This window comes from Ferrovibrio sp. GW821-FHT12D07 (assembly GCF_058807275.1).
On the sequence record NZ_JBXAQN010000001.1, the window covers coordinates 1,794,876 to 1,819,774 of the forward strand.

Sequence of the window (24,899 nt, forward strand, 5' to 3'; positions counted from 1 at the left end):
GAAGGTCACATCCGGTGTTCAATACAGAGGTTGACGCGGATGTAAAAGCGGGGCGCCGGTGTAATCCGACGCCCCGCCGATTTTCAGGTCAGATGCCGATTATTTCATCGCGCATTTGGCAGCGTACGGGTCAGTCAGGTCCTTGTAGATCGTGCTGACCGTGCGGATGTCATACTCGGTGTCAGACACCTTGTAGACTTCCTGCTGGTAGATGTTGTGGATCGGGAAGTGGTTCTTGCCGAACTTCATCGGACCGCGAACCGAATCAAACTTCGCCGCTTCCAGCGCCTTGCGGACATTGTCCTTGTTCTTCATGTCGCCCTTGGTCGCGATCACCGCCGAATTGATCAGGTTGATCGTGTCGTAGGACTGAGCGCCGTAGAAGGTCGGGGTGTCCTTGTGCTTCTTCTTGTACTCGCCGACGAACTTCTGGTTCGCGGCAAACGGCAGATCAGAGGCCCACCACAGGGTCTGGTAGGTGTCCAGTGTCAGGTCCTTCTGCAACTTCAGCGTGACGGAGTCGACGGTGAAGGTGGAGTACAGCGGGATGTCCTTCTTCAGACCGGCCTGGCTGTACTGCTGGAAGAACTGCACGCCCGCGCGACCCGGGAAGAAGACGAAGACGGCGCCCGGCTTGGCGGCGCGGATCTTCGAAATCTCGGCCGAGAAGTCGAGCTGGTCAGGCCACTTGGTCATGTCCTGGCCGACAACCTGGCCCTTGAAGGTGGACTTCACGCCGTTGGCCATGTCCTGGCCGGCGGCATAGTTCGGCGCCACGATGTAGAGCGACTTCACGCCCTTCTGGTTCAGCACTTCGCCGGCGGCCATGGTGTTCTGGTCGTTCTGCCAGGAGGCGGCGAAGAAGTTCGGATGGCACTGCTCACCGGCCAGCGGCGAGGGACCGGCATTGGCGCTGATCAGGAAGGTGCCTTCATCGACTACCGACTTGTAGGAGGCCAGCAGCACGTTCGACCAGATGTAGCCGGCGACGAAGTCGACCTTGTCGCGCTGCATCAGCTTTTCGGTCTTCTGCTTGCCGACTTCCGGCTTCTGCTCGTCATCTTCATAGATGACTTCGACCGGGATGCCGCCCATCTTGCCGCCGAGGTGGGCCAGCGCCAGCTCGACGCTGTTCTTCATGTCGACGCCGTAGGCCGCGTTGGGGCCCGACAGCGTGGTGACGAAACCGATCTTGATCTTCTTGTTGGCCTGGGCTGCCGCCGGCTGGGCGACAAACAGCACCGCCGCGAGCGCGAGCGCGCTGGTCAGGCGAAGTGCAGTCGACATCTTCATCATGAGTCCTCTCCCTGCGCAGTCCCGGTTGTCGGGCTGCTGCTCCTGTTATGGCCCCTGCCGCAACGTCATGCGGTGAATGCCCCTGTACGCGTACCTTACTCTACGCTTGCACGATGCGTCCAAACCGACCTTAGGCGGCGGGACGTCCCGATACACTTCACAAGGCTGCGTGGATTTCCGGCGGCCATCCGGACGGTTGGTCCGGTGCAGATGGGCCGAAATCCGCCACGCGGCGCTTCCTTTAATTCCCTAGTCGACAGGTACTATAATGCCGGTTAGGCCTGTCGCAAGCACTATTGTGCAGACTCGATATCATGTCTTCGGCCTGCAACCTTAAGCAATCCCGAGGGGAGGCCAATGGACGCACGGGAGGGAAACTTGCACTTTTCCTCTCCGCCCGTGCGGCCCAGTCAACCCTGCTTGCGCAGGACGAAACGCTGCACCTTGCCGCTTTCGGTGCGCGGCAGGGCGTCGATGAATTCCACAGCCCGGGGGTATTTGTAGGGGGCGATCTCCGCCTTCACGAAATCCTGCAGGGCCTTCGCCGTATCGGCGCCGGCCTTGTCCTTGTCGCGCAGCACCACGAAGGCCTTCACGATCTGGCCGCGTTCGGGGCAGGGCGCGGCGACCACGGCGCAGTCCTGCACCAGCGGATGCAGCAGCAGCACGGATTCCACCTCGGGTCCGGAGATGTTGTAGCCGGCCGAGACGATCATGTCGTCGGCGCGCGCCTGATACCAATAGTAGCCGTCCTCGTCGCAGACATAGGCGTCGCCGGTGAAGTTCCAGCCATGCTGCACATAGGCCTGCTGGCGCTCCGGGTTGTCGAGATAGCGGCAGCCGACCGGCCCGCGGATGGCCAGACGCCCCACGGTGCCCGGCGGCACCGGCTTGCCATCCTTGTCGAAGATGCCGGCTTCATAGCCCGGGATCGGTTTGCCGGTTGCGCCGGGGCGGATGTCGTCGCCGGCAGACGTGATGAAGATGTGCAGGATTTCCGTGCCGCCCAGGCCGTCGATCAGCTTCACGCCGCTGGCCGCTTCCCAGCCGAGATAAGTGGCCTTGGGCAGGGTCTCGCCGGCCGAGACGCCTTTTTTCAACGAGGAGATGTCGTAGGTCTTCGCCATGTCGGTCATGGCGCGATAGGCGGTGGGTGCGGTGAACAGGATGCTCACCTTCTTGGCCTGGATGGTCTCCAGCATCTTCTGCGGATTATACTGCTCGACCAGCACCGTGCTCGCCCCCACATGCATGGGGAAGGTGACCAGCGCGCCCAGGCCAAAGGTGAAGGCCAGCGGCGGGCTGCCGGTAAAGATGTCGTCCTTCGTCGGTTTCAGCACATAGCGGTTGAAGGTGTCGCAGATCGCCATCACGTCGCGATGGAAATGCATGCAGCCCTTGGCCGGACCGGTGGTGCCGGAAGTGAAGGCGATCAGGCAGACATCGTCCCAGGCGGTGTCGACCGTCTGGAAGTCCGTCGGCTTGGAGGCCATGAGGCTTTCGAGTGAGTCCGGGCTGTCCTTGTAGAAATAGCAGGCGCGCTTGAGCTTCTTCGACTCTTTCAGCGTCGTTTCCATCTCGTCATGCAGGCGCCAGTCGCAGATCGCCAGTTCGATCTCGGCCTTCTCGGTCATGAAGGTGAGTTCGCGCCAGCGATAGAGCGGCATGGTGGCGACGGCAATCGCGCCGACCTTCATCACCGCGAACCAGCAGGCGACATACATCGGATTATTGGGCGAGCGCAGCAGCACGCGGTTGCCCGGCTTCACGCCGAGGTCCTGCACCAGAACGTGGGCGATGCGATTGGCGGTCTCCAGCAGATGCCGGTAGGTCCAGACCTCGTCATTATAATGGATGACCGGGCGGTCGCTGTATTTTGCGGCTTGCTTGTCGAGCAGCTCGGTCGCGCAGTTCATGCGCTTCGGATAGGCCTTCAGCTCGGGCAGTGTGTCCCACAGCATCTCGGGCCACTGGTCCAGTGGCGGCAGATGATCGCGGGCAAATGTATCGACGTGAGCGGAGGGCTCAAAGATATGTTTAGGGACGGACATGACGAACCTCTGACGACGGCAAGGCAGGTTCGGCGAACGGGAGGGGCAGTTCGATACGCACCGCATCTGACGGCGGTGTTGCACGGCCGGCGGCATCATGGCCGCGGACGTAATAGGTGTAGCGCAGGCCGCCCAACACCAGCTTGTCGGCATGCTTGGTCGACTTGACGGCCTCGGTGACGCGGGGATGGCCATCACCCTCGGCACGATAGATGTTGTAGCCGGCAATGGCGGCCGCGCCGGCGACGGCCTTGTTCCAGGTCAACTTGATCTGGCCCTTGTCGACAGTCGCCGTCAGCCCGGCACCGCCATCGGGCCAGCGTGGTGCTGCGCCATCGGTGGCATCGGCAGGCGCCTGCGTCAGGCCCTTGGGCCAGAGGAAGCAGGTCACTTCCTTGAAATTCTCGTCCAGCTGCTTGCAGACGTTGCAGTAGATGCAGCGCACGATCTGGTCGCTGCGCATCTCCTCGACCTTCTTCACCCAGTCGGGATCGGCCAGAAGTTGCCGCGCCATGCCGATCATGTCGGCCTGGCCGTTCTGCAGCAGGGCTTCCGCCTCTGCAGGCGCGCTGATCTTGCCGACCGAGATCACCGGCGTGTGGAAGCCTTTGGCATTGATGAACTGCTTGATGCCGGCGGCCAGATGGGCGTGCGGCAGTGACGGATACCAGTCGCCCGGCATGCAGCGGTCGCCCGAATAGCCGGTGTAGGGGTACAGCGGCTGGCCCTCGCGATGCACGGCATCCTCGAACTTGCCGCCGACCGAGAGCGAAATGTAATCGACGCCGAGTTGCGCCATGCGCAGCGCGATCAGTTTAGCATCCTCGACGGTATAGCCTTCCTTGATCGCTTCCTCGGCGAGGAAGCGCACGCCGACGGTCCAGTCGGCACCGACATATTTGCGCACGCTCTGCATGACGCGGCCCAACATGGCGAGCCGGCCTTCCAGCGTGCGACCGTCATAGTCGTCGCGGCGCGGATTGCGGCGCGAGAGGAAGGAAGACAGCGTATAGGCATGGGCCGAATGCAGCTCGACGCCGTCATAGCCGGCAGTGCGCGCCCGCAGCGCGGCCTGGCCGAATTCGTCGATGATGCGGTCGATATCCTCGTTCGACAGGCTGTCGATGGTCTGGCGCCAGCCCGAGCGCGCGACTTTGAGGAAATGGATGATCTGCGGGACGACCTTGGAATCGGATGTGCTGTGCACCTGATCGACCAGGTCGCGATGGCCGGGAATGAATTCGTCACCTGACAGTCGTAGCAGTGGACCGGACTTGTTGGAATGCACGGCGGTGGCTTCCACCACGATCAGGCCGACGTGGCCTTGAGCGTAACGCACATAGCGGTCGATGATCGGCTGGTTGACGAAGCCGTCCTCCCCCGACAGCCGCGTCACCATGGCCGGCACCGCGATGCGGTTGGGCAGGGTGACGCCGTTGAGCTTGAGAGGGGAGAGGACTTTCATCAGGCGTCGCTCCCTGCCTCGCTGGCAAAGGCTGCATAGGTCTGGCCGGCGATCACCAGCTTGTTGATCTCGGTGGTGCCTTCGTAGATGCGCAGCGCGCGCACTTCGCGATACAGGCTTTCTACCATGCTGCCGCGTTTGACGCCGAGGCCGCCCCAGAGCTGCACGGCGGCGTCGATCACGCGCTGGGCGGCTTCGGTGGCATACATCTTGGCCATCGAGGCTTCGCGGGTGACGCGGGCCGCGCCCATGTCCTTGGTCCAGGCGGCGCGATAGATCAGCAGGGCAGAGGCGTCGATCTCGGTCGCCATGTCGGCGATTTTGGCCTGGGTCAGCTGATAGTCGGCCAGCTTCTGGTCGAAGACCTTGCGCTCATGTATGCGCTTCAACGCTTCATCCAGCGCGCGGCGCGCGAAGCCGAGCGCGGCGGCGCCGACGGTGGAACGGAAGACATCCAGATTGCTCATGGCGATCTTGAAGCCTTCGCCCTGCTTGCCGATCAGATTGCCGGCGGGAATGACGCAATCCTTGAACTCAAGCCGGCCGAGCGGATGCGGCGCGATCACGTCGAGGCGTTCGGGCACGCTGAAGCCCGGCGTGCCGGCCTCGACCACGAAGATGGCCAGACCCTTCGCGCCCGGCGCGTCACCAAGGCGGGCAACGACCGTGTACTGGTCGGCAATGCCGCCATTGGAAATCCAGGTCTTCACGCCGTTCAGGCGATAGCCCTGCCCATCGGGCACGGCCACCGTGCTCACTGCGGCGACATCGGAGCCGGCATCGGGTTCGGACATCGCGAGTGCTGCGATCTTCGTGCCATTGGCCACGCCGGGCAGCCAGCGCTGCTTCTGCTCGGGCGTGCCGAACTGGCTGATCGGACCCGAGCCCAGCCCCTGCATCACAAAAGCGAAGTCGGCCAGGCCATGGTGATAGGCCAGCGTCTCGCGGGCGATGGCCAGCGAACGCACTTCCAGCTTGTCGTAAGTTCCGCCGCCATCCTTGGGCACGGTCAGGCCGAGGAAGCCGTCCTTGCCGAGCTGCGCTACGAACTGCCGGCAGACCGCATCGATATCCTCATACTCGTCATGATGGCTGGCATGCTGCTTCGCCCAGGCCTGCAGCTTCGCTGCCAGCGCGCGATGACGCTCCTCGAAGAACGGCCAGTGCAGATAGCTCTTGTCTGCCATCTCAGTTGCCCTCGAAGACGGGTTTCTGCTTGGCGACAAAGGCATGATAGGCGCGGGCGAAATCCTGTGTCTGCATGCAGATCGCCTGCGCCTGCGCTTCGGCCTCGATGGCGGCATCCATATCCATCGACCACTCCTGATGCAGGCAGGTCTTGGTGATGCCATGCGCAAAGGTCGGGCCGTCGCTGAGTTCTTTCGCCAGCGCGGTTGCGTCGGCCAGCACCTGCTCGGGCGCAACGAGGCGATTGTAGAAGCCCCAGCGTTCGCCTTCCTCGGCGCTCATGCTGCGGCCGGTATACAGAAGCTCGGCAGCGCGGCCCGAACCGATGATGCGCGGCAGGATGTTGCAGGCGCCCATATCGGCACCGGCCAGACCGACGCGCACAAAGAGAAACGCTGTCTTGGTGCGTGGCGTGCCGATGCGCAGGTCAGACGCCATGGCCAGGATCGCGCCGGCACCGGCGCAGATGCCGTCGACGGCGGCGATCACCGGCTGTGGGCAATGCTGGATGGCTTTCACCAGATCGCCGGTCATGCGGGTGAAGGCCAGCAGCCCGGCCATGTCGCCGGCATCTTTCATCTTCACCAGCGGGCCGATGATCTCGTGCACATCGCCGCCGGAGCAGAAATTGCCGCCCTCGCCGGTGATCACGACGGTCTTCACATCGGTGACATGGTTCAGCGCGCGGAAGGTATCGCGCAGTTCGGCGTAGGACTCAAAGGTCAGCGGGTTCTTGCGCTCGGGACGGTTGAGTGTGACGATCGCGACCTTGCCATCCACCGACCAGCCGAAATGTTTGGGGCGGAAATCCTTTGCCAGTGTGGTCACTGCTTTTCTCCCTGATCGTCGACGGCGTTCTGGTGCACCGACTGCTTCAGCTTGCCCAGCAGTTGGAACAGCTGCTGCATGTCCTGGCGGCTCAGGCCGTTCATCATCCGGTCGATCCATTCCTCATGGACCGGCGTCATGTCGTCGAAGGCCTTCTTGCCGGCAGGCGTCAGGCTGATATGGCTGGAGCGACGGTCGCGCAGCGACGGCGTGCGCTTGACCAGGCCTTCTTCCACAAGGCGATCCGCGAGCCCGGTGATGTTGCCATTCGACACCATCATGCGGGCCGAAAGCTCGCTCATGGTCAGGCCATCGGGCGCACGATCGAGCTGGGCCAGCAGGTCGAAGCGGGGCAGCGTTGTGTCGAACTGCGTGCGTAGTGCGCCACGCACATTCTGCTCGATCAGGCTGGAGCAGGTGAGCAGCCGCAGCCACAGCCGCAGCTCCAGCTTGTCGTCGCGGGTGGCCGAGGTTTCACGATCGTTGGCCGGAGCAGGCTGGCGGACTTCACTCATGACATCACTTCTCCCCCGGCAATGGCGATGGCCTGTCCGGTGATCGAGGCAGCGGCGTCTCCCGCCAGCCACAGCACGGCATCCGCTACTTCCTGCGGCTGGATCAGGCGGCCCTGCGGATTGCTTTTCGCCAGTTCGGCGCGGGCTTCTTCAGCGCTGCGTCCGGTTTTCTTCACAATGGTATCGATGGTGGCCGCCGTCATGTCGGTATCGACATAGCCGGGGCAGACCGCATTCACGGTAATGCCGGCTGTGGCGAATTCACGCGCCAGCGCCCGGGTCAGGCCGACCACGCCATGCTTGGCGGCCACGTAGGCGGCGACATAGGCATAGCCGGTGAGGCCGGCGGTCGAGGCGATGTTGATGATGCGGCCGGATTTACGCGGCAGCATGCCGTCGATGGCGGCGCGGGTGACATGGAAGACGCTGGAGAGATTGACGGCCAGCATCTGGTCCCAGTGCGCGCCCGTCATTTTCGCAAAGGCCTGGCTGGCGCCAAAGCCGGCATTGTTGACCAGGATGTCGACCGGGCCCGCCGCATCGACAGCCTGCCGCACCATGGCCGTTGCAGCATCGGCATCGGCCAGGTCGGCGACGGCAATGTGATGGCTACCGTTCAGGGTAGCGCGGCGCTGATCCAGCAACGTCCGGTCGCGGCCGCAGAGCGTGACGCTGGCGCCGCGCATGACCAGGCTTTGCGCGATGGCCCAGCCGATGCCCTTGCTGGCACCGGTGACAAGCGCGTGCCGGCCGGCGAAATCGCCAGAGCCTGCGGAAATCGGCCTCGTCACCAGTTCCGTCATGCCGAGTCCCTCCCGAGGGCCGTCAGATTTATTTTAAGTATAAAATAAATCCGGGTAGCCGACAAGATCGCCTTCGCATGGCATCGATCGAAACATTCGAAACACGTCGGACTGGTGCAGGACGCGGGTGAAGGCGACTTGGCCGGGCAAGTATGGTAAACAAACCAAAGCGATTCGCCGGGGGACGTCGAGAGCGACGATGAATGTGTCAGGTCTGATAGCCAAGCCACTCGGCAAGGGATTGGTGGTGCTTTTGATGGTTGCCGCCCTGTCGGGCTGTTCCATCTGGAACAGCAGCGGCAGTTCCAGCGGCACTTCCACCGAGACCGGTCAGCGCGGCAGCGGCCCGCCGACGCAGATTTCCGGCGTGGCGCTGCCCGATGGTTATTCGCTCGACACCAATCGCACGATCATCCTGGGCGAGGGCGACCGCTGGATCGGCCGTCTGTCCTACAGCGTGAATTCCTCAGCCGATTCCATGTTCGATTTCATTCGCCGCGAAATGGCGAATTACGGCTGGACCGAAGTGTCGGTCGTGCGCGCCGAAACCAGCCAGCTCACCTTCCTGTCGGGTGGTGGTGATCGCGTGGCTTCGGTGCTGATCGCGCGCTCGACGCTGTATGGCTCGAAGATCGACATGACCGTCTCGCCCTCGACGGGCAGCACGGTATCCACCACGCCGCGCGCGGCGGGTCGCGCCCGCTAACGCGGGCGGCACATTCTCAGTTAAAGGCCTTGAAGGTGATGAGCGTGAAGGTGTCCTTCACGCCGGTGATCGTCTGCAGCTTGTTGACGACGAAGTGGCCGATGTCCTGGCCATCAGAGAGATAGCATTTCATCATCAGGTCGTACTGGCCGGAGATCGAATGCACCTCGGAGACCTGTTCGACCTCTTCAACGGCCTTCACCGCCACGTCATAGGCGCGGCCGAGCTCGCATTTCACCATCACGAAAATCGTCTGCATAGCCGGCTCCGTTTCCTCATCCTGGCCCGACTGTAGTCGAACTCAGGGCCGGCTCGCAATCAGTGCTGATGATCAGGAGGCGCGGCGGCTCGGGCGCAGCAGGAAGTCCGGCACATGGTCGCCCATGCCGACAACCGGCGGTTCGCGGTCTTCGCGGTGATCGCGACGGCCCCGGTCTCCACGATCGCGATCGTTGCGATCACGGCGACCCTGTTCGCCCCGATTATTCTCACGGGGAGCCTGGTCACGGGGTGCATGCTCACGGGCTTCGCGCGGCTGCTTTTCCGCACGCGGCTGGCGCTCGCGGCGCGGCTCGTTCCGGGGCTCACGCTCGGCGGCCGGCTGTTCGGCCCGCACCTGCTCGGTGGGGGCGGCCTGCTCGGCGGCAGCGGCGGTTGCGGTCGGCTCCATCGAGGCGTCGCTGGCGCGCGGTTCGCGGGTGCGATCCTGGCTGCGCTTGCGGTCGCCATCGCGATCCCGGCCACGGCCGCCACGGCCACGACCCTTGCGGTCGCCACCGCGCTCGCCGCCACGATCGCTGCGCTCGCCTTCACCGCCAGCGGCGGCAACGGCTGCAGCGTTTTCTTCCTGCGAGAAGCCATGCAGCTCCATCACCGGAATTTCGCGCTGGATCAGGCGGGTGATGGCAGAGAGATACTTGCCGTCCTCACCGGCGACCAGCGTGAAGGCGCGGCCGTTCATGCCGGCGCGACCGGTGCGGCCGATGCGGTGCACGTAGTCTTCCGGATGGGTCGGGACGTCGAAATTGAACACATGGGTCAGGCCCTGGACGTCCAGGCCGCGTGCGGCGACGTCAGAGGCAACCAGGATGCCGATCTCGCCCTTCTTGAACTTCTCCAGCGTCGCGGTGCGCTGTGACTGGTCCAGATCGCCATGCAGCGGCTGGGCGTCGAAGCCGTGACGGGCCAGCGACTTCGCCAGGATGTCCACGTCACGCTTGCGGTTGCAGAAGATGATGGCGTTCTTCACATCCTCGTTACGGATCAGGGTGCGGAGCGCTTCGCGCTTGAGGCGATGCGGCACCTGGATCTGGAACTGGGCAATCGATTCAGCCGTCGTCGCCTGACGGGCGACTTCGATTTCCTTCGGATTGCTGAGGAACTTGTCGGCCAGCTTGCGCATGTCGGCCGCCATGGTGGCCGAGAAGAACAGTGTCTGGCGCAGCGGCGGCAGCATTTTGCCGATCCGCTCGATGTCGGGCATGAAGCCCATGTCCAGCATACGGTCGGCTTCGTCGATCACGAAGATCTGCACGCCGGTCAGCATGACCTTGCCGCGCTCGAAATGGTCGATCAGGCGGCCCGGGGTGGCGATCAGCACGTCGACGCCGCGATCCAGCAGTTTTTCCTGCTCGGTGTAGTTCACGCCGCCGATCAGCAGCGCCATCGAAAGCGGGGAGTTCTTGCCGTATTTGTCGAAGCTCTGCGCGACCTGGTCGGCCAGTTCGCGGGTCGGCTCCAGGATCAGGGCGCGCGGCATGCGGGCGCGGGCGCGGCCGCCGGCCAGGATGTCGATCAGCGGCAGGGTGAAGCCGGCGGTCTTGCCGGTACCGGTCTGGGCTGTGCCGAGAACGTCGCGACCCATCAGCACGATCGGGATGGCCTGGGCCTGGATCGGGGTCGGGGTGGTATAACCAGCTTCGGCGACAGCCTTCAGAACAGGCTCGCTCAAGCCTAGATCGGCGAATTCCATGGATTTCCGTATTTATATTGACGGCAGCAGCGCAAATGCGCACCGTCCGCGGGCGGACAAGACCATAGCGGCCCCCTTGAGTCAATCCCAATGTGAGCCGCTAGAAACAGCAAAATCAATCGGTTATCGTCCCCAACCAGACAAATTTTCCCCAGCAGATTTCTTTGGCGGAGACCCCCATGAAGCTCATCGACGAAATCGTCGCCAACAAGGCCCAGCTGACCGAATGGCGGCGCGACTTGCACATGCATCCCGAAACCGCCTTCGAGGAGCATCGCACGTCGGAATTCGTTGCCAAGACCCTCGAATCCTTCGGCATGCCGGTGCATCGCGGCCTGGCCAAGACCGGCGTCGTCGGCACGCTCAAGGCTGGCAAGGGCAACCGCGCCATTGGCCTGCGCGCGGACATGGATGCGCTCGACCTGATCGAGATGAACGAGTTCGGCCACAAGTCCAAGCATGAAGGCAAGATGCATGGCTGCGGCCATGACGGCCATACCATCATGCTGCTCGGCGCGGCCCAGTATCTGGCCAAGTCCAAGTCATTCGACGGCACCGTGCATTTCATCTTCCAGCCGGCCGAGGAGAATGTGGCCGGCGGCAAGGTGATGGTGGACGAGGGCCTCTTCACCAAGTTCCCCTGCGAGTCCGTGTTTGGCATGCACAACATGCCCGGCATCGATGTCGGCAAGTTCGCCGTACGCACCGGCCCGATGATGGCCTCGGCCGACATGTTCTGGATCAAGATCAAGGGCGTGGGCGCCCATGGCGCCTATCCGCATCGTGGCGTCGATCCGGTGGTGATCGCCGCCGAGATGGTGCTGGCGCTGCAGAATATCGTGGCGCGCAACGTCGATCCGCTGCAATGCGCGGTGGTCAGCTGCTGCCAGATCCAGGGCGGCCATACCACCAACGTGATTCCGGAAGAGGTGATGATCGCCGGCACCACGCGCGCCTTCCTGCCTGAAGTGCAGGACCTGATCGAGGCGCGCATGAACCAGATCGTCACTGGCATTGCCGCCAGCCATGGCGCGACCGCCAAGCTGGATTACCAGCGCCGCTATCCGCCGACCATCAACACGGCGGAAGAAACCGAACTGGCCGCCAGTGCGGCGGCTGCGGTGGTGGGCGGCGCGAACGTGCTGCGCAACGTCAATCCCAGCATGGGCGCGGAAGATTTCGCCTGGATGCTGCGCGAGAAGCCGGGCTCCTACGTCTGGATCGGCAACGGCGCCGGCGAAAGCAGCTGCATGGTTCATAACCCGCGCTACGACTTCAACGACGAGGTTCTTCCGATCGGCGCCAGCTACTGGTCGCGCCTGGTTGAGTCGATCCTGCCGGCCACGTAAGCGAAGGATCGCGGGGATGGGCTTCAAGGTGAAGTTCTGGGGTGTGCGCGGCAGCATTGCGACGCCGTCCCCGCGGCATATGGTGTTCGGCGGCAACACGTCTTGCGTCGAACTGAAGATCGGCAGCCGTACGATCATCCTCGATGCCGGCACCGGCATCCGCAATCTGGGCCACTGGCTGCTGCGCCGGAACGTGACCCAGGGCGACATCTTCCTGTCCCACACGCACTGGGATCACATCAACGGCTTCCCGTTCTTCTCGCCCGCCTTCAAGGATGATCGTCACTTCACCATCCATGCCGGTCACCTGATCGACAAGGGCGGCATTGGCAATGCCCTGCAGTCGCAGATGGCGCAGCCCTTTTTCCCGGTGCCGCTCGACAAGATGGGCGCCCGGATCGAAAGCCGCGACTTCCGCGCCGGCGACAGCTTCGATCTGGGCGACAATATCCATGTGCGGACGACGGCGCTGAATCACCCCGACGGTGCCACCGGCTATCGCTTCGAATATGGCGGCAAGTCGCTGTGCTACGTCACCGATACCGAGCATACCCCGGGCAAGCCGGACCAGAATATCCTCGGTCTGATCGAAGGCTGCGACCTGCTGATCTACGACAGCACCTATACCGACGAGGAATATGAAAGCCATGTCGGCTGGGGCCACTCGACCTGGCAGGAAGGCGTGCGATTGAGCCGCGCCGCCGGGGTCAAGGCCCTTGCGATTTTCCATCATGATCCCGATCATGAGGACCAGTTCATGGAAACGCTGGAAGCCGAAGCGCGGCAGATGTGGTCCGGCACAATAGTGGCGCGCGAAAATATGCGCGTGAATTTGCTGTAAGGGGGGGAGTATGGCGCGTCTGTATCTGGTGCGGCATGCCAAGGCGGCAGCCCGATTTGATGAAGATCCCGACCCCAGTCTCTCGGAAGAGGGCAAGGAGGCGGCGGTCGATCTCGCGTTGACTCTGGAAACGCTCGGGCCGATGCCGATCTATACCTCGCCGATGGAACGCGCGCGCGAAACCGCGATGCCGTTGGCCAACCGCTGGGGCGTGGTGCCCGAGGTGAGCGCCGCTTTCAGTGAAATCCCCACGCCCAACGAGGTGGCGGAAAAGGGGCTGGCGGCGCGCGGTCCCTGGCTGCAGCAGATCGCCACGCAGAAATATCCGGCGCAGCCGTCGATCATTCGCGCCTGGCGCGAAGGCCTGATCGGCATGATGAAGTCCTGTCGCAGCGACACCATCGTCTTCACCCATTTCATGGTGATCAACGCCGCTCTGGGCGCAGCGCTGAACGACGAACGCATGGTCGTCATGCAGCCTGACTATTGTTCCTGTACGATTGTGGAAACCAGCTCGCGTGGTCTGGCCCTGGTCACGCGCGGTGTCGAGGCGACCACCAGGGTCTTCTAGTCTGGCAAGGCCTGCTGATCGCCTGCGTATGCATTGATGGATGCCCTTGGCCCGGACGGGTCATCTGGTTAAGCTGGCGGCAGGCCTGCGAGGATAGCCCGGCATGAATGTTAAACCGGAGATCAAGACTGAACCGACGGCAATGCCTGACGGCTACGTGCTGGAAGAGCAGGTCGGGCAGCTGATCCGTCGCGCGCATCAGCGCCACACCGCCCTGTTCCTGGCGATGATCGGCGACAGTCAGGTCACTACCACGCAGTATGCCGCCCTGGTGAAGCTCTACGAGATGGGCGAGCTGTCGCAGAACCATCTCGGCCGCCTGACCGCGATGGACCCGGCCACCATCCAGGGCGTGATTCGTCGTCTGACCGGTCGCAAACTGATCTCCCATCGTCCAGACAAGAACGACAAGCGCCGCCGCTGCCTCAGCCTCACGGCACATGGCCGCGAGCTGGTGGCGCGTCTGCTCGCCAACGGTCCGAAGGTGAGCAAGGCCACGCTCGATCCGCTGACTCCGGCGGAACAGCAGCAATTCGTGGCGCTTATCAAGCGTCTCACCTGATCGCATCAGGCGGTTTTGCGCGCAGCGAAAGGCTTTGCTGCGCTGCCGCATCCTTGAGCAATCGCTGCATATATTTTGACGTTGACTCTTTTGAGGCAGCGACGCAGCATCATATGCGTACGAACGATATCGGCCTGCGGGGGTGGGCGTGGCGTTCGTATGCCGGCGGAGGCCCCAACACCGATGGCGTCATATCTGCGTCCGACGAATCTGGCCGAAGCGCTCGATCATCTGAGCGCAGCCCATTTGCATTCCGGGACGCCTGTGATTTTGGCCGGTGGCACGGATTACTATCCCGCCCGCGTCGGCCGCGCGCTTGATGACGATATCCTCGACGTCACCGCCATCCCTGAGCTTCAGGGCATCAGCGAAACCGACGATCTCTGGCGCCTGGGCGCCACTGTCACCTGGGGACAGCTGACGGCTGCCCATGATCTGCCGCCCTTGTTCGATGCGCTGCGTCAGGCGGCGGGCGAGATCGGTGGCGTGCAGATTCAGAATTCCGGGACCATCGCGGGCAATCTGTGCAATGCCTCTCCGGCTGCCGACAGCGTGCCGCCGCTGCTGGCCATGCGCGCGCGCGTCGAACTGCGCAGCACCAAGGGCCGCCGCGACATGGGTTTGGGCGAGTTCATCACCGGCAATCGCCGCACGATGCTGAAGTCCGGCGAATTGCTGTCGGCCGTGCTGATTCCAAAACCGAAGAAAGACGCGCAAAGCCTGTTCCTCAAGCTGGGCGCACGCGAATATCTGGTGATTTCCATCGCCATGGTCGCGGTGATGCTGGAGGTCGACAACAACATCGTCTCCAGCGCCAGCGTGGCGGTCGGCGCCTGCTCGGCGGTGGCGCAGCGCCTGGTCGCACTCGAATCCGAACTCACCGGCCGGCGGCTGAATACCGCGCTGGCCAATCGTGTGAAGCCGCAGCATTTCGATGGTCTGTCGCCGCTGGACGACATCCGCGCCGATGCCGACTACCGGCGCGAGGCCGCGATGGTACTGGTGCGGCGCGCGCTGACCACGCTGGGCAAGAAGGGCAACTGAACCGATGCGTCTGGTCGTCAACGGCAAACCGCACAGCTTCCATGGCTCGCCCGCCAAGCGCCTGTCCGATGTGCTGCGCGACGATCTGGGCCTGACCGGCACCAAGGTCGGCTGCAATGCCGGCGACTGCGGCGCCTGCACGGTGATGATGAACGGCAAGCAGGTCTGCGCCTGCCTGACTCCGGTGGGGCAGGCGGCCGGACTGTCGGTCGTCACGGTCGAGGGCCTGGAAGCGCATGGGTCGCTGTCGCGGCTGCAGACGGCGTTTCTCAAGCATGGTGCGGCCCAGTGCGGCATCTGCACGCCGGGCATGCTGATGGCGGCCACCGATCTGTTGGCCGAAGTGTCGAAGCCGAGTGAAGCGCAGGTGATGGATGCCATTGGCGGCGTGCTCTGCCGCTGCACCGGCTACCGCAAGATTGTCGAGGCCGTGCTCGATGCCACGCGTACGCCGGGTCTGCCTGACATGCCGGAGACAGGCAAAGCCGTCGGCACACGCAGCCTGAAGGTCGATGGTGTGGCCAAGGTCGTCGGCACCGAGAAATACGGCGCCGATTACATCCCGCATGAGGCGCTATGGCTGCGCGTGATCCGCAGCCCGCATGCGCGCGCGACCTTCACGCTGGGCGATTTCACTGATGCAATCCGCAAATACGGCCTGGTGCGTGTGTTCACCGCCGCCGATGTGCCGCGCAACGGCTTTGCCATCTTCGAGTCCAAGGACCAGCCGGTGCTGGCCGATGGCCTGGTGCGCTACAAGGGCGAAAGCGTCGTGGCGCTGGTCGGTCCGCGCGAGGCGGTCGAAGCTGTACGAGCCGAGGACCTGCCGATCGTCTATACGCCGGAAGACCCGGTCAGCGGCGTGATTGCCGCCGCCGCGCCCGGTGCGAAACTGGTGCAGGCCGACAAGGCCGGCAATGTGCTGATCCGCGGCAATGTCACCAAGGGCGATGTGGCAAAGGGCTTCGCCGAGGCGGCCGCCACCGCCGAAGGCCTGTTCCAGACCAGCTTTGTCGAACACGCCTATATTGAGCCCGAGGCCGGCTGGGCCGTGCGCGTGGGCGACCGCATCGAAATCCACGCCTCCACCCAGGCGCCCTATATGGATCGCGACGAAGTGGCTGGCGTGATGCAGTTGCCGCCCGATCGCGTGCGCATTGTGCCGACGGCCTGCGGCGGCGGCTTCGGCGGCAAGCTGGATGTGGCCGTGCAGCCGCTGATCGCGCTCGCTGCCTGGCATCTGGACAAGCCCGTGGCCTGCATCTACACGCGGCCCGAAAGCATGGCGTCGAGTACCAAGCGGCATCCGGCACGCATCACCGCGAAATTCGCCGCCGCGAAAGATGGCCGTCTGACCGCGGTCGAGACCCATGCCGATTTCGATACCGGCGCCTATGCCAGCTGGGGCCCGACGGTGGCCAATCGCGTGCCGGTGCATGCGACCGGGCCGTATCTGGTGCCGCATGTGAAGAACCGCAGCTGTGCGCTGTTCACCAACGCGCCACCATCAGGGGCTTTCCGCGGCTTCGGCGTGCCGCAGGCGGCCATTGCGCATGAAACACTGATGGACGATCTGGCGGCCAAGCTGGGCATCGACCGGCTGGAGATTCGCTACATCAACGCCATCCGCGCCGGCGACCTGACCGCCACCAGCCAGAAGCTGGAGCATTCCGCCGGTCTGGCCGAGTGCATCGCGGCCCTGCGCCCGCAGTGGCGCGCACTCACAAAGGAAGTCGAAGCCTTCAATGCCCGGCGCAAGACGGTGCAGCGCGGCATCGGCATCGGCTGCATGTGGTATGGCTTAGGGAACACTTCGATCTCCAATCCCTCTACCATGCAGGTCAGCCTGCGCGCCGATGGCCGCGTGTTCTTCTACAACGGCGCCGTCGATATCGGGCAGGGCTCGAACACCATCTTCGTGCAGATCGTGGCCGATGCGCTCGGCGTCGGCATGGACCGCATCGACTATGTCATGGGCGATACCGACAAGACGTTGGACGCCGGCAAGACCTCGGCCTCGCGCCAAACCTTTGTCTCGGGCAAGGCCGCGCAGTTGGCGGCGCAGGATTTGCGCAGCCAGATTCTGCGGCTGGCCAATGCCGGCGAGACGGCCGTGCTGAAGCTGGATGGTCCGATCCTGACCGTGGAAGACGGCGGCACCGTGCGCCGCATCGACCTCGCCACGCAGGGGCGATTGAACGGCAATGCCGACGTGCTGATGGGCGAGGGCCGTTTCGATCCGCCCACCACCATGCTGGACGCTGATGGTCAGGGTGTGCCCTATGCCACATACGGTTTCGCCGCGCAGATGGCGCTGGTCGAGGTCGATACCGAACTCGGCACCGTGAAGGTGAAAAAGATCATCGCCGCCCATGACGTGGGCAAGGCGGTCAATCCGACGCAGGTGGAAGGCCAGATTCATGGCGGCATCGCGCAAGGCCTGGGTCTCGCGCTGATGGAAGAATACCTGCCGGGCCGCACCGAGAACCTGCACGATTATCTGATCCCGACGGTCGGTGATATTCCAGAGATCGACGTGATCATGATCGAGGATGCCGAGCCGCTCGGCCCCTTCGGCGCCAAGGGCGTGGGTGAGCCGGGTCTGGTGCCGACCGCACCGGCGATCCTGGGCGCAATCCGCCATGCCACCGGCGTGCGCGTCACGTCTGTTCCGGTGCTGCCGCATCGCCTGCATGCGGCGCTCAAAGCCTTGCCTCTGGCCGCGGAGTAGGAGGACAGCATGAGCCACGCCGTCGCCGAAACTACCCCGAAAGACGACGTCGTCCGCTGCGATGCCTGTCCGGTGCTGTGCCGCATCCGTCCCGGCAAGGCCGGCGCCTGCGACCGTTACGCCAATGTTGAAGGCATGCTGACCCGCGTCGATCCGCTCGTGGTCACCGAACGCGCCGCCAGCGAAGGTGCGGTCGTGCCATTCCTCGCCGGCTCCGAAGGCTGGAATGGCAGCGTCGCTGCACCGGCCCCCGTGTTTGTTACCGGCATCGGCGCCGGCACGACGTATCCAGATTACAAGCCCGCACCCTTCATCGTGTCGTCGCAGCATGACGGCGTCGACATGGTCACGGTCGTCACTGAAGGTATCTTCAGCTACTGCGGCGTGAAGGTGAAAATCGACACCGATCGCCATCTTGGCCCCGAACAGGCGGCCGTGCGCGTGAATGGCGAGGCCATCGGTCATGTCACCACGGCGGAATACGGCTCGCAGATGCTGTCGCTTGGCGGCGTGCATCACCTGACCGGCGGCAGCAAGAAGGAAGGCACCATCACCTGCGATGCCATGCTGGCGCTGTGCAACAAGCAGGCGATTACCGTGCAGATCGATGGCGGCGCCGAAGTCACCATCCAGGCCAACCAGCCGCCCATCGTGAACGGCACGCCTGAAGCCCGCATGCGCGTCGGCTGCGGTTCGGCCACCATCGGCATCTTCGCCAAGCAGTGGCTCGGCCATGCCGACGAGGTGATCGTGGTGGATGACCACATCACCGGTGTGCTGAGCGAGCATCAGGCCGGCCGCTTCCTCGACATGCCGCTGGCCGGCATCCGCGTACGCGGCCGCAAATCGACGCCGGGTCGTTACTTCCAGGTGGCGGAGCCTGGTCTGGGCTGGGGCGGCACCAATGTTTCCGATCCACTGGAGATCATCGAAACCATCGACGCCAAGACGGCCTGGCCCGGCATGAAGCTGCTGATGGTCTCGACCACTGGCGAGCACAGCGCCTGGTATGTGCTGGACGATCAGCTGAAGCCGCAGCCGGCCGAGATGCCGGTGCCGGTGCGCACCGTGGTCGACCGCATCGCCGAGAATTGCGAACCCTCGCTATGCACCGTGCTGTTCATGGCCGGCGCGGGTGGCAGCTTGCGTGCCGGCGTCACTGAAAATCCCGTGCGTCTCACCATCTCGGTGAAGGATCGCCTGACCCGCGTCACATCCGGTGGTGCGCCGGTCTATGTCTGGCCCGGCGGCGGCATCACCTACATGGTGGATGTGGCGCGCATGCCTGACAATTCCTTTGGCTATGTGCCGACCCCGGCACTGGTCGCACCCATCGAATTCACCCTGCGCCAGGACGATTACGCGGCGCTCGGCGGCCATATGGATTACGTCGTGCAGCTTTCCGATGTCCTGCAGGGCGGGCGCCTGAACCGGTTGGCACAACGTGCGGACAATCCCTGGCCGATCACGCGGCCGACGGCGGAGGAGCAGCCATGACCGGCACGCCTGTCGCCACATGGCTCGATGGTCAGAGCCGCCGCCTGCATCTGCAGCATGGCCCCATCGACCTGATTATTGAGGCGTTTGGTGGCCATGATGCCGTGGCACGGGCCTATGACCAGGCCGTGGCGCGCTTCCAGGATATTCTTGCCGTACTGGTGAGCGAGCTGGCCGAGCTGAAGCAGCCGCTGGGCGCGGCGCATCCGCTGTTCCGCGGTCCGGTGGCGCGCCGGATGGCGGCGGCCTGCTGGCCGCATCGCGGCGTCTTTATCACGCCGATGGCGGCGGTGGCCGGTTCGGTGGCCGATGAAGTCCTGGCCGCCATGCTGCGCGACAATAACCTGGCTCGCGCCTATGTGAACAACGGCGGCGACATCGCTTTCCATCTCTCGGCCGGAGAAGCACTGCGTGCGGCTGTGGTCTGCAACCCGGACCTGCCGCATCTGGATGCTATCGCCACGCTCGACTCGGTCCAGCCGGCGCGCGGCATCGCCACATCGGGCTGGCGCGGCCGCTCGTTCTCGCTCGGCATCGCCGATGCGGTCACTGTTCTGGCTGAAAACGCCGCCATGGCCGATGCGGCGGCGACCATCATCGCCAATGCGGTGACCGTGGAGCACGACGCGATTCAGCGGCAACCCGCACACTCATTGCGGGACGATAGCGATCTCGGCGCACTGCCGGTGACGGTGACTGTAGGTACACTGCCGGTTTTTGCCATCGAGCAAGCCTTGTTGTCGGGTGTGCAGTGCGCGCAAGATTTGCGACGCAGCGGCCTGATTCAGGCCGCATTTTTGTCGCTGCAGAGCGAGAACCGGATTGTCGGCGGCGAAAACCTGCTGATGCAACAGAAAGTGATGGGGCGGGCATGAGTCTGGTCGAGGTTCGCAAGATCGTCTGCATCACGGACGAGATCTTCCATGAAGGCGGCCCGAAGGTGGGCAAGCCGCCGCGGCGCGGCGTGATTGGCGCGCTGGTGAAGAACCCTTACGCCGGCCGATATGAAGCGGACATCACGCCGATGATGGACGCGCTTAAGCCCCTCGGCCTCGATCTGACCAAACGTCTGGTCGCGGCGCTGGGCAATGATCCCAAGGCCATCGAGGCCTATGGCAAGGGTGCACTGATCGGCGCCGGCGGCGAACTGGAGCATGGCGCGCTGTGGCATGTGCCCGGCGGCTATTCGATGCGCGAGATTCTGGGCAACGCCAAGGCCATCGTGCCGTCGACCACCAAAGTGGGCGGACCGGGCGCGCGGATCGATATTCCGCTGCATCACGTCAATGCGGCCTATGTGCGCAGCCATTTCGACGCCATCGAATGGGGTGTTGCCGATGGTCCGCGTGACAACGAGATCGCCTTCATTCTCGCCATGAGCACTGGCGGCCGCGTGCATGCGCGTGTTGGCGGCCTGCAGGTACACGAAATCAAGGGCGAGGACGGCCAGCGATAGAACGGCATTAGCTTACGCGTTTCGGATTTCCACAATACACACACAGGAGGGGCTTTCATGAACCGCAGGACCTGGTTGAAGTGGAGTGCAGCATTCGGTATCGCTGCGTACGGCCTGGTGGCCGGAGGCGCGCAGGCGCAGGACACCATCAAGGTGGGCGAACTGAATTCCTACAAGGTGTTCGCCGCCTTCCTCGAGCCCTACAAGAAGGGCATGGATCTCGCGGTTGAAGAGATCAACGCCTCGGGCGGCCTACTGGGCAAGAAGTTCGAGGTCATCAGCCGCGATGATAACGGCCAGACTGGCGACGCGGTGCGTATCGCCGAGGAATTGCTGACCCGTGAAAAGGTCTCGTTCCTGATCGGCACCTTCCCCTCCAATGTGGGCCTGGCGGTTGCCAGCTTTGCCAAGGAGAAGAAGACGCTGTTCATCGGTGCCGAACCGTTGACCGACAAGATCGTCTGGGAGCAGGGCAACAAGTATACCTTCCGCCTGCGCGCCTCGACCTACATGCAGACGGCCATGCTGGTGCCCGACGCCCTGAAGGTGAAGAAAAAGCGCTGGGCGATCGTGTATCCGAACTACGAATACGGCCAGTCGGCAACAGCAGCCTTCAAGAAGCTGATGCTGGAAAAGCAGCCTGACATCGAGTTCGTCACCGAGCAGGCAGTTCCGCTGGGCCGCATCGAGGCTGGTGCGGTGGCCGATGCCATTGCCGCGGCCAAGCCGGATGCGATCTTCTCCTCGCTGTTCGGCGCCGACCTGACCAAGTTCGTGCGTGAAGGCAACACGCGCGGCCTGTTCAAGGGCAAGGAAGGCTTCAACCTGCTGGCCGGCGAGCCGGAATATCTCGACCCGCTGGAAGATGAAGTGCCGGTGGGCTGGTATGTGACCGGTTATCCCTGGCAGGACATCGCCACGCCCGAGCACAAGAAGTTCCTGAGCGCCTATCAGGCGAAGTTCAAGGACTATCCGCGCCTGGGTTCCATCGTCGGCTATTCCACCGTGATGTCGGCTGCGGCCGTGATCAAGAAGGCCGGTACGCTCGACATGGAAAAGCTGGTGGCGGCGATGAGCGGTCTCAGCCACTCGACCCCGCTGGGCGACATCACCTATCGCCCGCAGGATCACCAGTCCACCATGGGCGCCTATGTCGGCAAGCTCGGCCTGAAGAACGGCAAAGGCATCATGACCGACTGGTACTATGCCGATGGCGCGAAGTTCCTGCCCTCGGATGCCGAGGTTGCCAAGATGCGCCCTGCTGACTAAGGCGGCCGACTGAGCCTGACGTCACGCTTGCCTGCTCCCGCCGGTTCCGGCCGGCGGGAGTCTTTTCTCTCCAACCTCTGATCGGGACCAGGCCTTGCTCGCCAATATCGTCATCCAGTTCATGAACGGCCTCGCCGGTGCGTCGTCGCTGTTCATGGTGGCCGCCGGCCTCTCGATCATCTTCGGCGTCAGCCGCATCGTGAATTTCGCCCATGGCTCGCTCTACATGCTGGGGGTCTATCTCTCCTGGAGCCTGATCAATTTCTTCGGCCGTGGTTCCATCCCGGCCTTCTGGGGCGGGGTGCTGCTTAGCGCGGTGGCCGTCGGCGTCATCGGCATTGTCATCGAAGTGCTGGTGTTGCGCCGCATCTACAAGGCGCCAGAACTGTTCCAGCTTCTGGCTACTTTCGCGCTGGTGCTCGTTATCAAGGATGTCGCGCTGTATTTCTGGGGCGCGGAAGACCTGCTTGGTCCCCGCGCACCAGGCCTGCGCGGCGCGGTCGAGATCATGGGCAAGCGCTTCCCTGAATATGATCTGCTGCTGATCGCCACCGGGCCGCTGGTGCTGGGCATGCTGTGGCTGCTGATGAACCGTACGCGCTGGGGCACGCTGGTGCGCGCCGCCACGCAGGATCGCGAGATGGTCGGCGCGCTCGGCGTCAACCAGAGCTGGCTGTTCACCAGCGTCTTTTTCCTCGGTGCCTTCCTCGCCGGCCTGGGCGGCGCGATGCAGACGCCGCGCGAACCGGCGCAGCTGATGCTCGACATCACCGTCATCTCCGATGCCTTCGTGGTTGTCGTGGTCGGCGGCATGGGCTCCATCGGCGGCGCCTTCCTCGCGGCGCTGCTGATCGCACAGGCCAAGGCCTTCTGCATCGGCTTGGGCGATGTCACCGTTTTCGGCACGGTCTTTTCCTTCAGCAAGTTCACCCTGGTGGTCGAATTCGTCATCATGGCCATCGTGCTGGTGGTGCGGCCCTGGGGCCTGCTGGGCAAGCCGCAGGGCGCGCAGCGTGGTGCATCCACCATCGAGCCGCCGCTCTATCCACTGAACAACACCTTCTGGATGGCGGTCTTTGCGCTGGTGGTGGTGGTGGGTCTGATGCCGCTGGGTAGCGACAGCTATCTGCTGGTGTTGCTGATCGATATCGCGGTCTTCGCGCTGTTTGCCGCCACGCTGCATTTCCTGATGGGACCCTCGGGTATGGTCTCGTTTGGTCATGCCGCCTATTTCGGCCTGGGCTGCTATGGCGCGGCGCTGGCTTTCCTGAAATTGAAGCTGCCGATGGAACTGGCGCTGCTCGCAGCCCCGCTGGCCGGTGGAGCAGGGGCCTTGCTGTTCGGCTGGTTCTGCGTGCGCCTCTCGGGCGTCTATCTCGCGATGCTGACATTGGCCTTTGCGCAGATCGCCTGGTCGGTGATCTATCAGTGGGATGCCTTCACCGGCGGCTCCAACGGCCTGATCGGTCTGTGGCCCAGCGACTGGCTGAAGGATCGCACCGCTTTCTACTACGTGGCACTCACCATCTGCATCGCCAGCCTGATCTTCCTCTGGCGCGTCGTGCATGCACCCTTTGGCTATGTGCTGCGCGCCGGCCGTGACTCGCCTTTGCGGGCGGATGCCATCGGTATCAATGTGCGGCGCTTCCAGTGGTTCGGCTTTGCGCTGGCCGGAGCTTTCGCAGGACTCGCCGGTGGTCTCTTCGCCTTCTCCAAGGGCAGCATCTCGCCCGAGGCGCTGTCGGTCGCGCGCTCGGTCGACGGTCTCGTCATGGTGCTGCTGGGCGGCGTGCAGACCTTGACCGGTCCGGTCGTCGGCGCTGCCGTCTTCACCTGGCTGCAGGACGAGATCGCGCGCAATACCAATTACTGGCGCGCCATCCTCGGCCTCACGATTCTCATTATCGTGTTGGCCTTCCCGCAGGGCATTGCCGGCTTCCTCAAGCAGGCGGGCCAGTGGGTCGCGCAACGGCGTCGTCCGGAGGCCGTGCTATGACGGTCCTGGGTGTGGCGGGCCTTAATAAAGCCTTCGGTGGCGTCAAGGCCGTGCAGGATGTCAGCTTCTCGGTGGCGGCTGGTGAGTTGCTGGCGCTGATCGGGCCGAATGGTGCGGGCAAGAGCACCTGCTTCAACATGCTGAACGGCCAGCTCCGGCCCGACAGCGGCACGGTGACGCTGAACGGCCGCGATCTTGGCGGGCTGGCGCCGCGCGATGTCTGGCGTCTGGGCGTCGGCCGCACGTTCCAGATCACGGCGACGTTCAACTCCATGACCGTACGCGAGAATATCCAGATGGCGCTGCTGTCCTTCCATAACGGGCTGATGTCCTTCTGGAAGCCAGCCAATGCCATGTATCGCGATGAGGCGATGGCGCTGCTGGCCCGTGTCGGCATGGCCGACCAGAGCGAGCGGCCCTGCGGCATCCTGGCCTATGGCGATCTCAAGCGTGTCGAGCTGGCCATCGCGCTGGCCAACCAGCCCAAGCTGTTGCTGATGGACGAGCCGACCGCCGGCATGGCGCCGAACGAACGCATTGCGCTCATGGAATTGACGGCGAAGCTGGCGCGGCAGGACAATATCGCTGTGCTGTTCACCGAACATGACATGGATGTGGTCTTTGCCCAGGCCGACCGCATCATCGTGCTCAATCGTGGCATGCTGATCGCCGAGGGCAGCCCGGAGCAGGTGCGCGCCAATCCGGAGGTGCAGGCCGTCTATCTCGGCTCGGGCGCCGTCTTCGGGGAGGGCCACTGAC

General features: G+C 63.8%; 22 protein-coding genes. 13 read left to right on the top strand and 9 right to left on the bottom strand.

Annotation, left to right across the window (positions count from 1 at the left end):
* Window positions 1-99 precede the first annotated feature (99 nt).
* The 7 genes from AC1RRE_RS08880 to AC1RRE_RS08910 all read right to left on the bottom strand — a co-directional run bounded on the left by AC1RRE_RS08880 (window position 100) and on the right by AC1RRE_RS08910 (window position 8,146).
* Window positions 100-1,296 carry an ABC transporter substrate-binding protein gene (locus AC1RRE_RS08880; RefSeq protein ID WP_492980765.1) on the bottom strand — a complete coding sequence of 399 codons (1,197 nt, stop codon included), beginning with the start codon at window positions 1,294-1,296 and terminating at the stop codon, window positions 100-102.
* Between the two features lie 410 nt (window positions 1,297-1,706).
* A complete protein-coding gene (locus AC1RRE_RS08885; RefSeq protein ID WP_492980766.1) occupies window positions 1,707-3,347 on the bottom strand; it encodes an AMP-binding protein in 1,641 nt (546 codons plus the stop codon).
* Window positions 3,334-4,812: an oxidoreductase gene (locus AC1RRE_RS08890; protein ID WP_492980767.1), complete on the bottom strand. Its 1,479-nt coding sequence runs from the start codon at window positions 4,810-4,812 to the stop codon at window positions 3,334-3,336. The genes AC1RRE_RS08885 and AC1RRE_RS08890 overlap by 14 nt, the downstream gene beginning before the upstream one ends.
* Window positions 4,812-5,999, bottom strand: coding sequence for an acyl-CoA dehydrogenase family protein (locus tag AC1RRE_RS08895; RefSeq protein ID WP_492980768.1), 1,188 nt, complete (start codon window positions 5,997-5,999; stop codon window positions 4,812-4,814). The genes AC1RRE_RS08890 and AC1RRE_RS08895 overlap by 1 nt, the downstream gene beginning before the upstream one ends.
* Window position 6,000: 1 nt before the next feature.
* The gene (locus AC1RRE_RS08900; protein ID WP_492980769.1) at window positions 6,001-6,828 is read right to left on the bottom strand and encodes an enoyl-CoA hydratase family protein; all 828 of its coding nucleotides are present in this window, start codon (window positions 6,826-6,828) and stop codon (window positions 6,001-6,003) included.
* Entirely contained in the window at window positions 6,825-7,343 is a 519-nt protein-coding gene (locus AC1RRE_RS08905; RefSeq protein WP_492980770.1) for a MarR family winged helix-turn-helix transcriptional regulator, read from the bottom strand. Before AC1RRE_RS08905 ends, AC1RRE_RS08900 begins: the two co-directional genes overlap by 4 nt.
* Window positions 7,340-8,146, bottom strand: coding sequence for an SDR family NAD(P)-dependent oxidoreductase (locus AC1RRE_RS08910; protein ID WP_492980771.1), 807 nt, complete (start codon window positions 8,144-8,146; stop codon window positions 7,340-7,342). The genes AC1RRE_RS08905 and AC1RRE_RS08910 overlap by 4 nt, the downstream gene beginning before the upstream one ends.
* Before the next feature lie 199 nt (window positions 8,147-8,345).
* Here AC1RRE_RS08910 and AC1RRE_RS08915 point away from each other — a divergent pair, with 199 nt between their 5' ends.
* Window positions 8,346-8,852: a hypothetical protein gene (locus AC1RRE_RS08915; RefSeq protein ID WP_492980772.1), complete on the top strand. Its 507-nt coding sequence runs from the start codon at window positions 8,346-8,348 to the stop codon at window positions 8,850-8,852.
* A gap of 16 nt (window positions 8,853-8,868) precedes the next feature.
* Here AC1RRE_RS08915 and AC1RRE_RS08920 read toward each other — a convergent pair whose 3' ends face one another.
* Both AC1RRE_RS08920 and AC1RRE_RS08925 read right to left on the bottom strand, forming a co-directional pair.
* Window positions 8,869-9,111: an Lrp/AsnC ligand binding domain-containing protein gene (locus AC1RRE_RS08920; protein WP_492971107.1), complete on the bottom strand. Its 243-nt coding sequence runs from the start codon at window positions 9,109-9,111 to the stop codon at window positions 8,869-8,871.
* Window positions 9,112-9,183: 72 nt separating this feature from the next.
* Entirely contained in the window at window positions 9,184-10,824 is a 1,641-nt protein-coding gene (locus tag AC1RRE_RS08925; protein ID WP_492980773.1) for a DEAD/DEAH box helicase, read from the bottom strand.
* Between the two features lie 179 nt (window positions 10,825-11,003).
* On the opposite strand from AC1RRE_RS08925, the gene AC1RRE_RS08930 reads away from it, so the two are divergent.
* The 12 genes from AC1RRE_RS08930 to AC1RRE_RS08985 all read left to right on the top strand — a co-directional run bounded on the left by AC1RRE_RS08930 (window position 11,004) and on the right by AC1RRE_RS08985 (window position 24,898).
* Window positions 11,004-12,173, top strand: a complete 1,170-nt coding sequence (locus tag AC1RRE_RS08930) for a M20 aminoacylase family protein (RefSeq protein WP_492980774.1) — start codon at window positions 11,004-11,006, stop codon at window positions 12,171-12,173.
* Window positions 12,174-12,189: 16 nt separating this feature from the next.
* Window positions 12,190-13,014: an MBL fold metallo-hydrolase gene (locus AC1RRE_RS08935; protein WP_492980775.1), complete on the top strand. Its 825-nt coding sequence runs from the start codon at window positions 12,190-12,192 to the stop codon at window positions 13,012-13,014.
* 10 nt (window positions 13,015-13,024) lie between these two features.
* Window positions 13,025-13,585: a histidine phosphatase family protein gene (locus AC1RRE_RS08940; RefSeq protein ID WP_492980776.1), complete on the top strand. Its 561-nt coding sequence runs from the start codon at window positions 13,025-13,027 to the stop codon at window positions 13,583-13,585.
* A 103-nt stretch (window positions 13,586-13,688) separates the two neighbouring features.
* Window positions 13,689-14,147, top strand: coding sequence for a MarR family winged helix-turn-helix transcriptional regulator (locus AC1RRE_RS08945; protein ID WP_492980777.1), 459 nt, complete (start codon window positions 13,689-13,691; stop codon window positions 14,145-14,147).
* A 183-nt stretch (window positions 14,148-14,330) separates the two neighbouring features.
* Entirely contained in the window at window positions 14,331-15,191 is an 861-nt protein-coding gene (locus AC1RRE_RS08950; RefSeq protein WP_492980778.1) for an FAD binding domain-containing protein, read from the top strand.
* A 4-nt stretch (window positions 15,192-15,195) separates the two neighbouring features.
* Entirely contained in the window at window positions 15,196-17,922 is a 2,727-nt protein-coding gene (locus AC1RRE_RS08955) for a molybdopterin-dependent oxidoreductase (RefSeq protein ID WP_492980779.1), read from the top strand.
* Window positions 17,923-17,931: 9 nt separating this feature from the next.
* Window positions 17,932-19,419, top strand: a complete 1,488-nt coding sequence (locus AC1RRE_RS08960) for a 6-hydroxynicotinate reductase (RefSeq protein ID WP_492980780.1) — start codon at window positions 17,932-17,934, stop codon at window positions 19,417-19,419.
* Window positions 19,416-20,294: a UPF0280 family protein gene (locus AC1RRE_RS08965; RefSeq protein ID WP_492980781.1), complete on the top strand. Its 879-nt coding sequence runs from the start codon at window positions 19,416-19,418 to the stop codon at window positions 20,292-20,294. The genes AC1RRE_RS08960 and AC1RRE_RS08965 overlap by 4 nt, the downstream gene beginning before the upstream one ends.
* Complete coding sequence (locus AC1RRE_RS08970; RefSeq protein ID WP_492980782.1) at window positions 20,291-20,875, top strand: amino acid synthesis family protein; 585 nt, start codon at window positions 20,291-20,293, stop codon at window positions 20,873-20,875. Before AC1RRE_RS08965 ends, AC1RRE_RS08970 begins: the two co-directional genes overlap by 4 nt.
* Window positions 20,876-20,932: 57 nt before the next feature.
* A complete protein-coding gene (locus tag AC1RRE_RS08975) occupies window positions 20,933-22,144 on the top strand; it encodes an ABC transporter substrate-binding protein (protein ID WP_492980783.1) in 1,212 nt (403 codons plus the stop codon).
* A 94-nt stretch (window positions 22,145-22,238) separates the two neighbouring features.
* A complete protein-coding gene (locus AC1RRE_RS08980; protein ID WP_492980784.1) occupies window positions 22,239-24,140 on the top strand; it encodes an ABC transporter permease in 1,902 nt (633 codons plus the stop codon).
* A complete protein-coding gene (locus AC1RRE_RS08985; protein WP_492980785.1) occupies window positions 24,137-24,898 on the top strand; it encodes an ABC transporter ATP-binding protein in 762 nt (253 codons plus the stop codon). Before AC1RRE_RS08980 ends, AC1RRE_RS08985 begins: the two co-directional genes overlap by 4 nt.
* Window position 24,899 lies beyond the last annotated feature (1 nt).

Excerpts from the sequence above, each read along its gene's own strand:
- AC1RRE_RS08970 (WP_492980782.1), top strand. The coding sequence starts at position 20,291 with ATGAGTCTGGTCGAGGTTCGCAAGATCGTCTGCATCACGGACGAGATC.
- AC1RRE_RS08915 (WP_492980772.1), top strand. The coding sequence starts at position 8,346 with ATGAATGTGTCAGGTCTGATAGCCAAGCCACTCGGCAAGGGATTGGTG.
- AC1RRE_RS08935 (WP_492980775.1), top strand. The coding sequence starts at position 12,190 with ATGGGCTTCAAGGTGAAGTTCTGGGGTGTGCGCGGCAGCATTGCGACG.
- AC1RRE_RS08910 (WP_492980771.1), bottom strand. The coding sequence starts at position 8,146 with ATGACGGAACTGGTGACGAGGCCGATTTCCGCAGGCTCTGGCGATTTC.
- AC1RRE_RS08930 (WP_492980774.1), top strand. The coding sequence starts at position 11,004 with ATGAAGCTCATCGACGAAATCGTCGCCAACAAGGCCCAGCTGACCGAA.
- AC1RRE_RS08885 (WP_492980766.1), bottom strand. The coding sequence starts at position 3,347 with ATGTCCGTCCCTAAACATATCTTTGAGCCCTCCGCTCACGTCGATACA.
- AC1RRE_RS08880 (WP_492980765.1), bottom strand. The coding sequence starts at position 1,296 with ATGATGAAGATGTCGACTGCACTTCGCCTGACCAGCGCGCTCGCGCTC.
- AC1RRE_RS08965 (WP_492980781.1), top strand. The coding sequence starts at position 19,416 with ATGACCGGCACGCCTGTCGCCACATGGCTCGATGGTCAGAGCCGCCGC.
- AC1RRE_RS08985 (WP_492980785.1), top strand. The coding sequence starts at position 24,137 with ATGACGGTCCTGGGTGTGGCGGGCCTTAATAAAGCCTTCGGTGGCGTC.
- AC1RRE_RS08905 (WP_492980770.1), bottom strand. The coding sequence starts at position 7,343 with ATGAGTGAAGTCCGCCAGCCTGCTCCGGCCAACGATCGTGAAACCTCG.
- AC1RRE_RS08940 (WP_492980776.1), top strand. The coding sequence starts at position 13,025 with ATGGCGCGTCTGTATCTGGTGCGGCATGCCAAGGCGGCAGCCCGATTT.
- AC1RRE_RS08890 (WP_492980767.1), bottom strand. The coding sequence starts at position 4,812 with ATGAAAGTCCTCTCCCCTCTCAAGCTCAACGGCGTCACCCTGCCCAAC.
- AC1RRE_RS08955 (WP_492980779.1), top strand. The coding sequence starts at position 15,196 with ATGCGTCTGGTCGTCAACGGCAAACCGCACAGCTTCCATGGCTCGCCC.
- AC1RRE_RS08975 (WP_492980783.1), top strand. The coding sequence starts at position 20,933 with ATGAACCGCAGGACCTGGTTGAAGTGGAGTGCAGCATTCGGTATCGCT.
- AC1RRE_RS08895 (WP_492980768.1), bottom strand. The coding sequence starts at position 5,999 with ATGGCAGACAAGAGCTATCTGCACTGGCCGTTCTTCGAGGAGCGTCAT.
- AC1RRE_RS08950 (WP_492980778.1), top strand. The coding sequence starts at position 14,331 with ATGGCGTCATATCTGCGTCCGACGAATCTGGCCGAAGCGCTCGATCAT.
- AC1RRE_RS08925 (WP_492980773.1), bottom strand. The coding sequence starts at position 10,824 with ATGGAATTCGCCGATCTAGGCTTGAGCGAGCCTGTTCTGAAGGCTGTC.
- AC1RRE_RS08960 (WP_492980780.1), top strand. The coding sequence starts at position 17,932 with ATGAGCCACGCCGTCGCCGAAACTACCCCGAAAGACGACGTCGTCCGC.
- AC1RRE_RS08945 (WP_492980777.1), top strand. The coding sequence starts at position 13,689 with ATGAATGTTAAACCGGAGATCAAGACTGAACCGACGGCAATGCCTGAC.
- AC1RRE_RS08920 (WP_492971107.1), bottom strand. The coding sequence starts at position 9,111 with ATGCAGACGATTTTCGTGATGGTGAAATGCGAGCTCGGCCGCGCCTAT.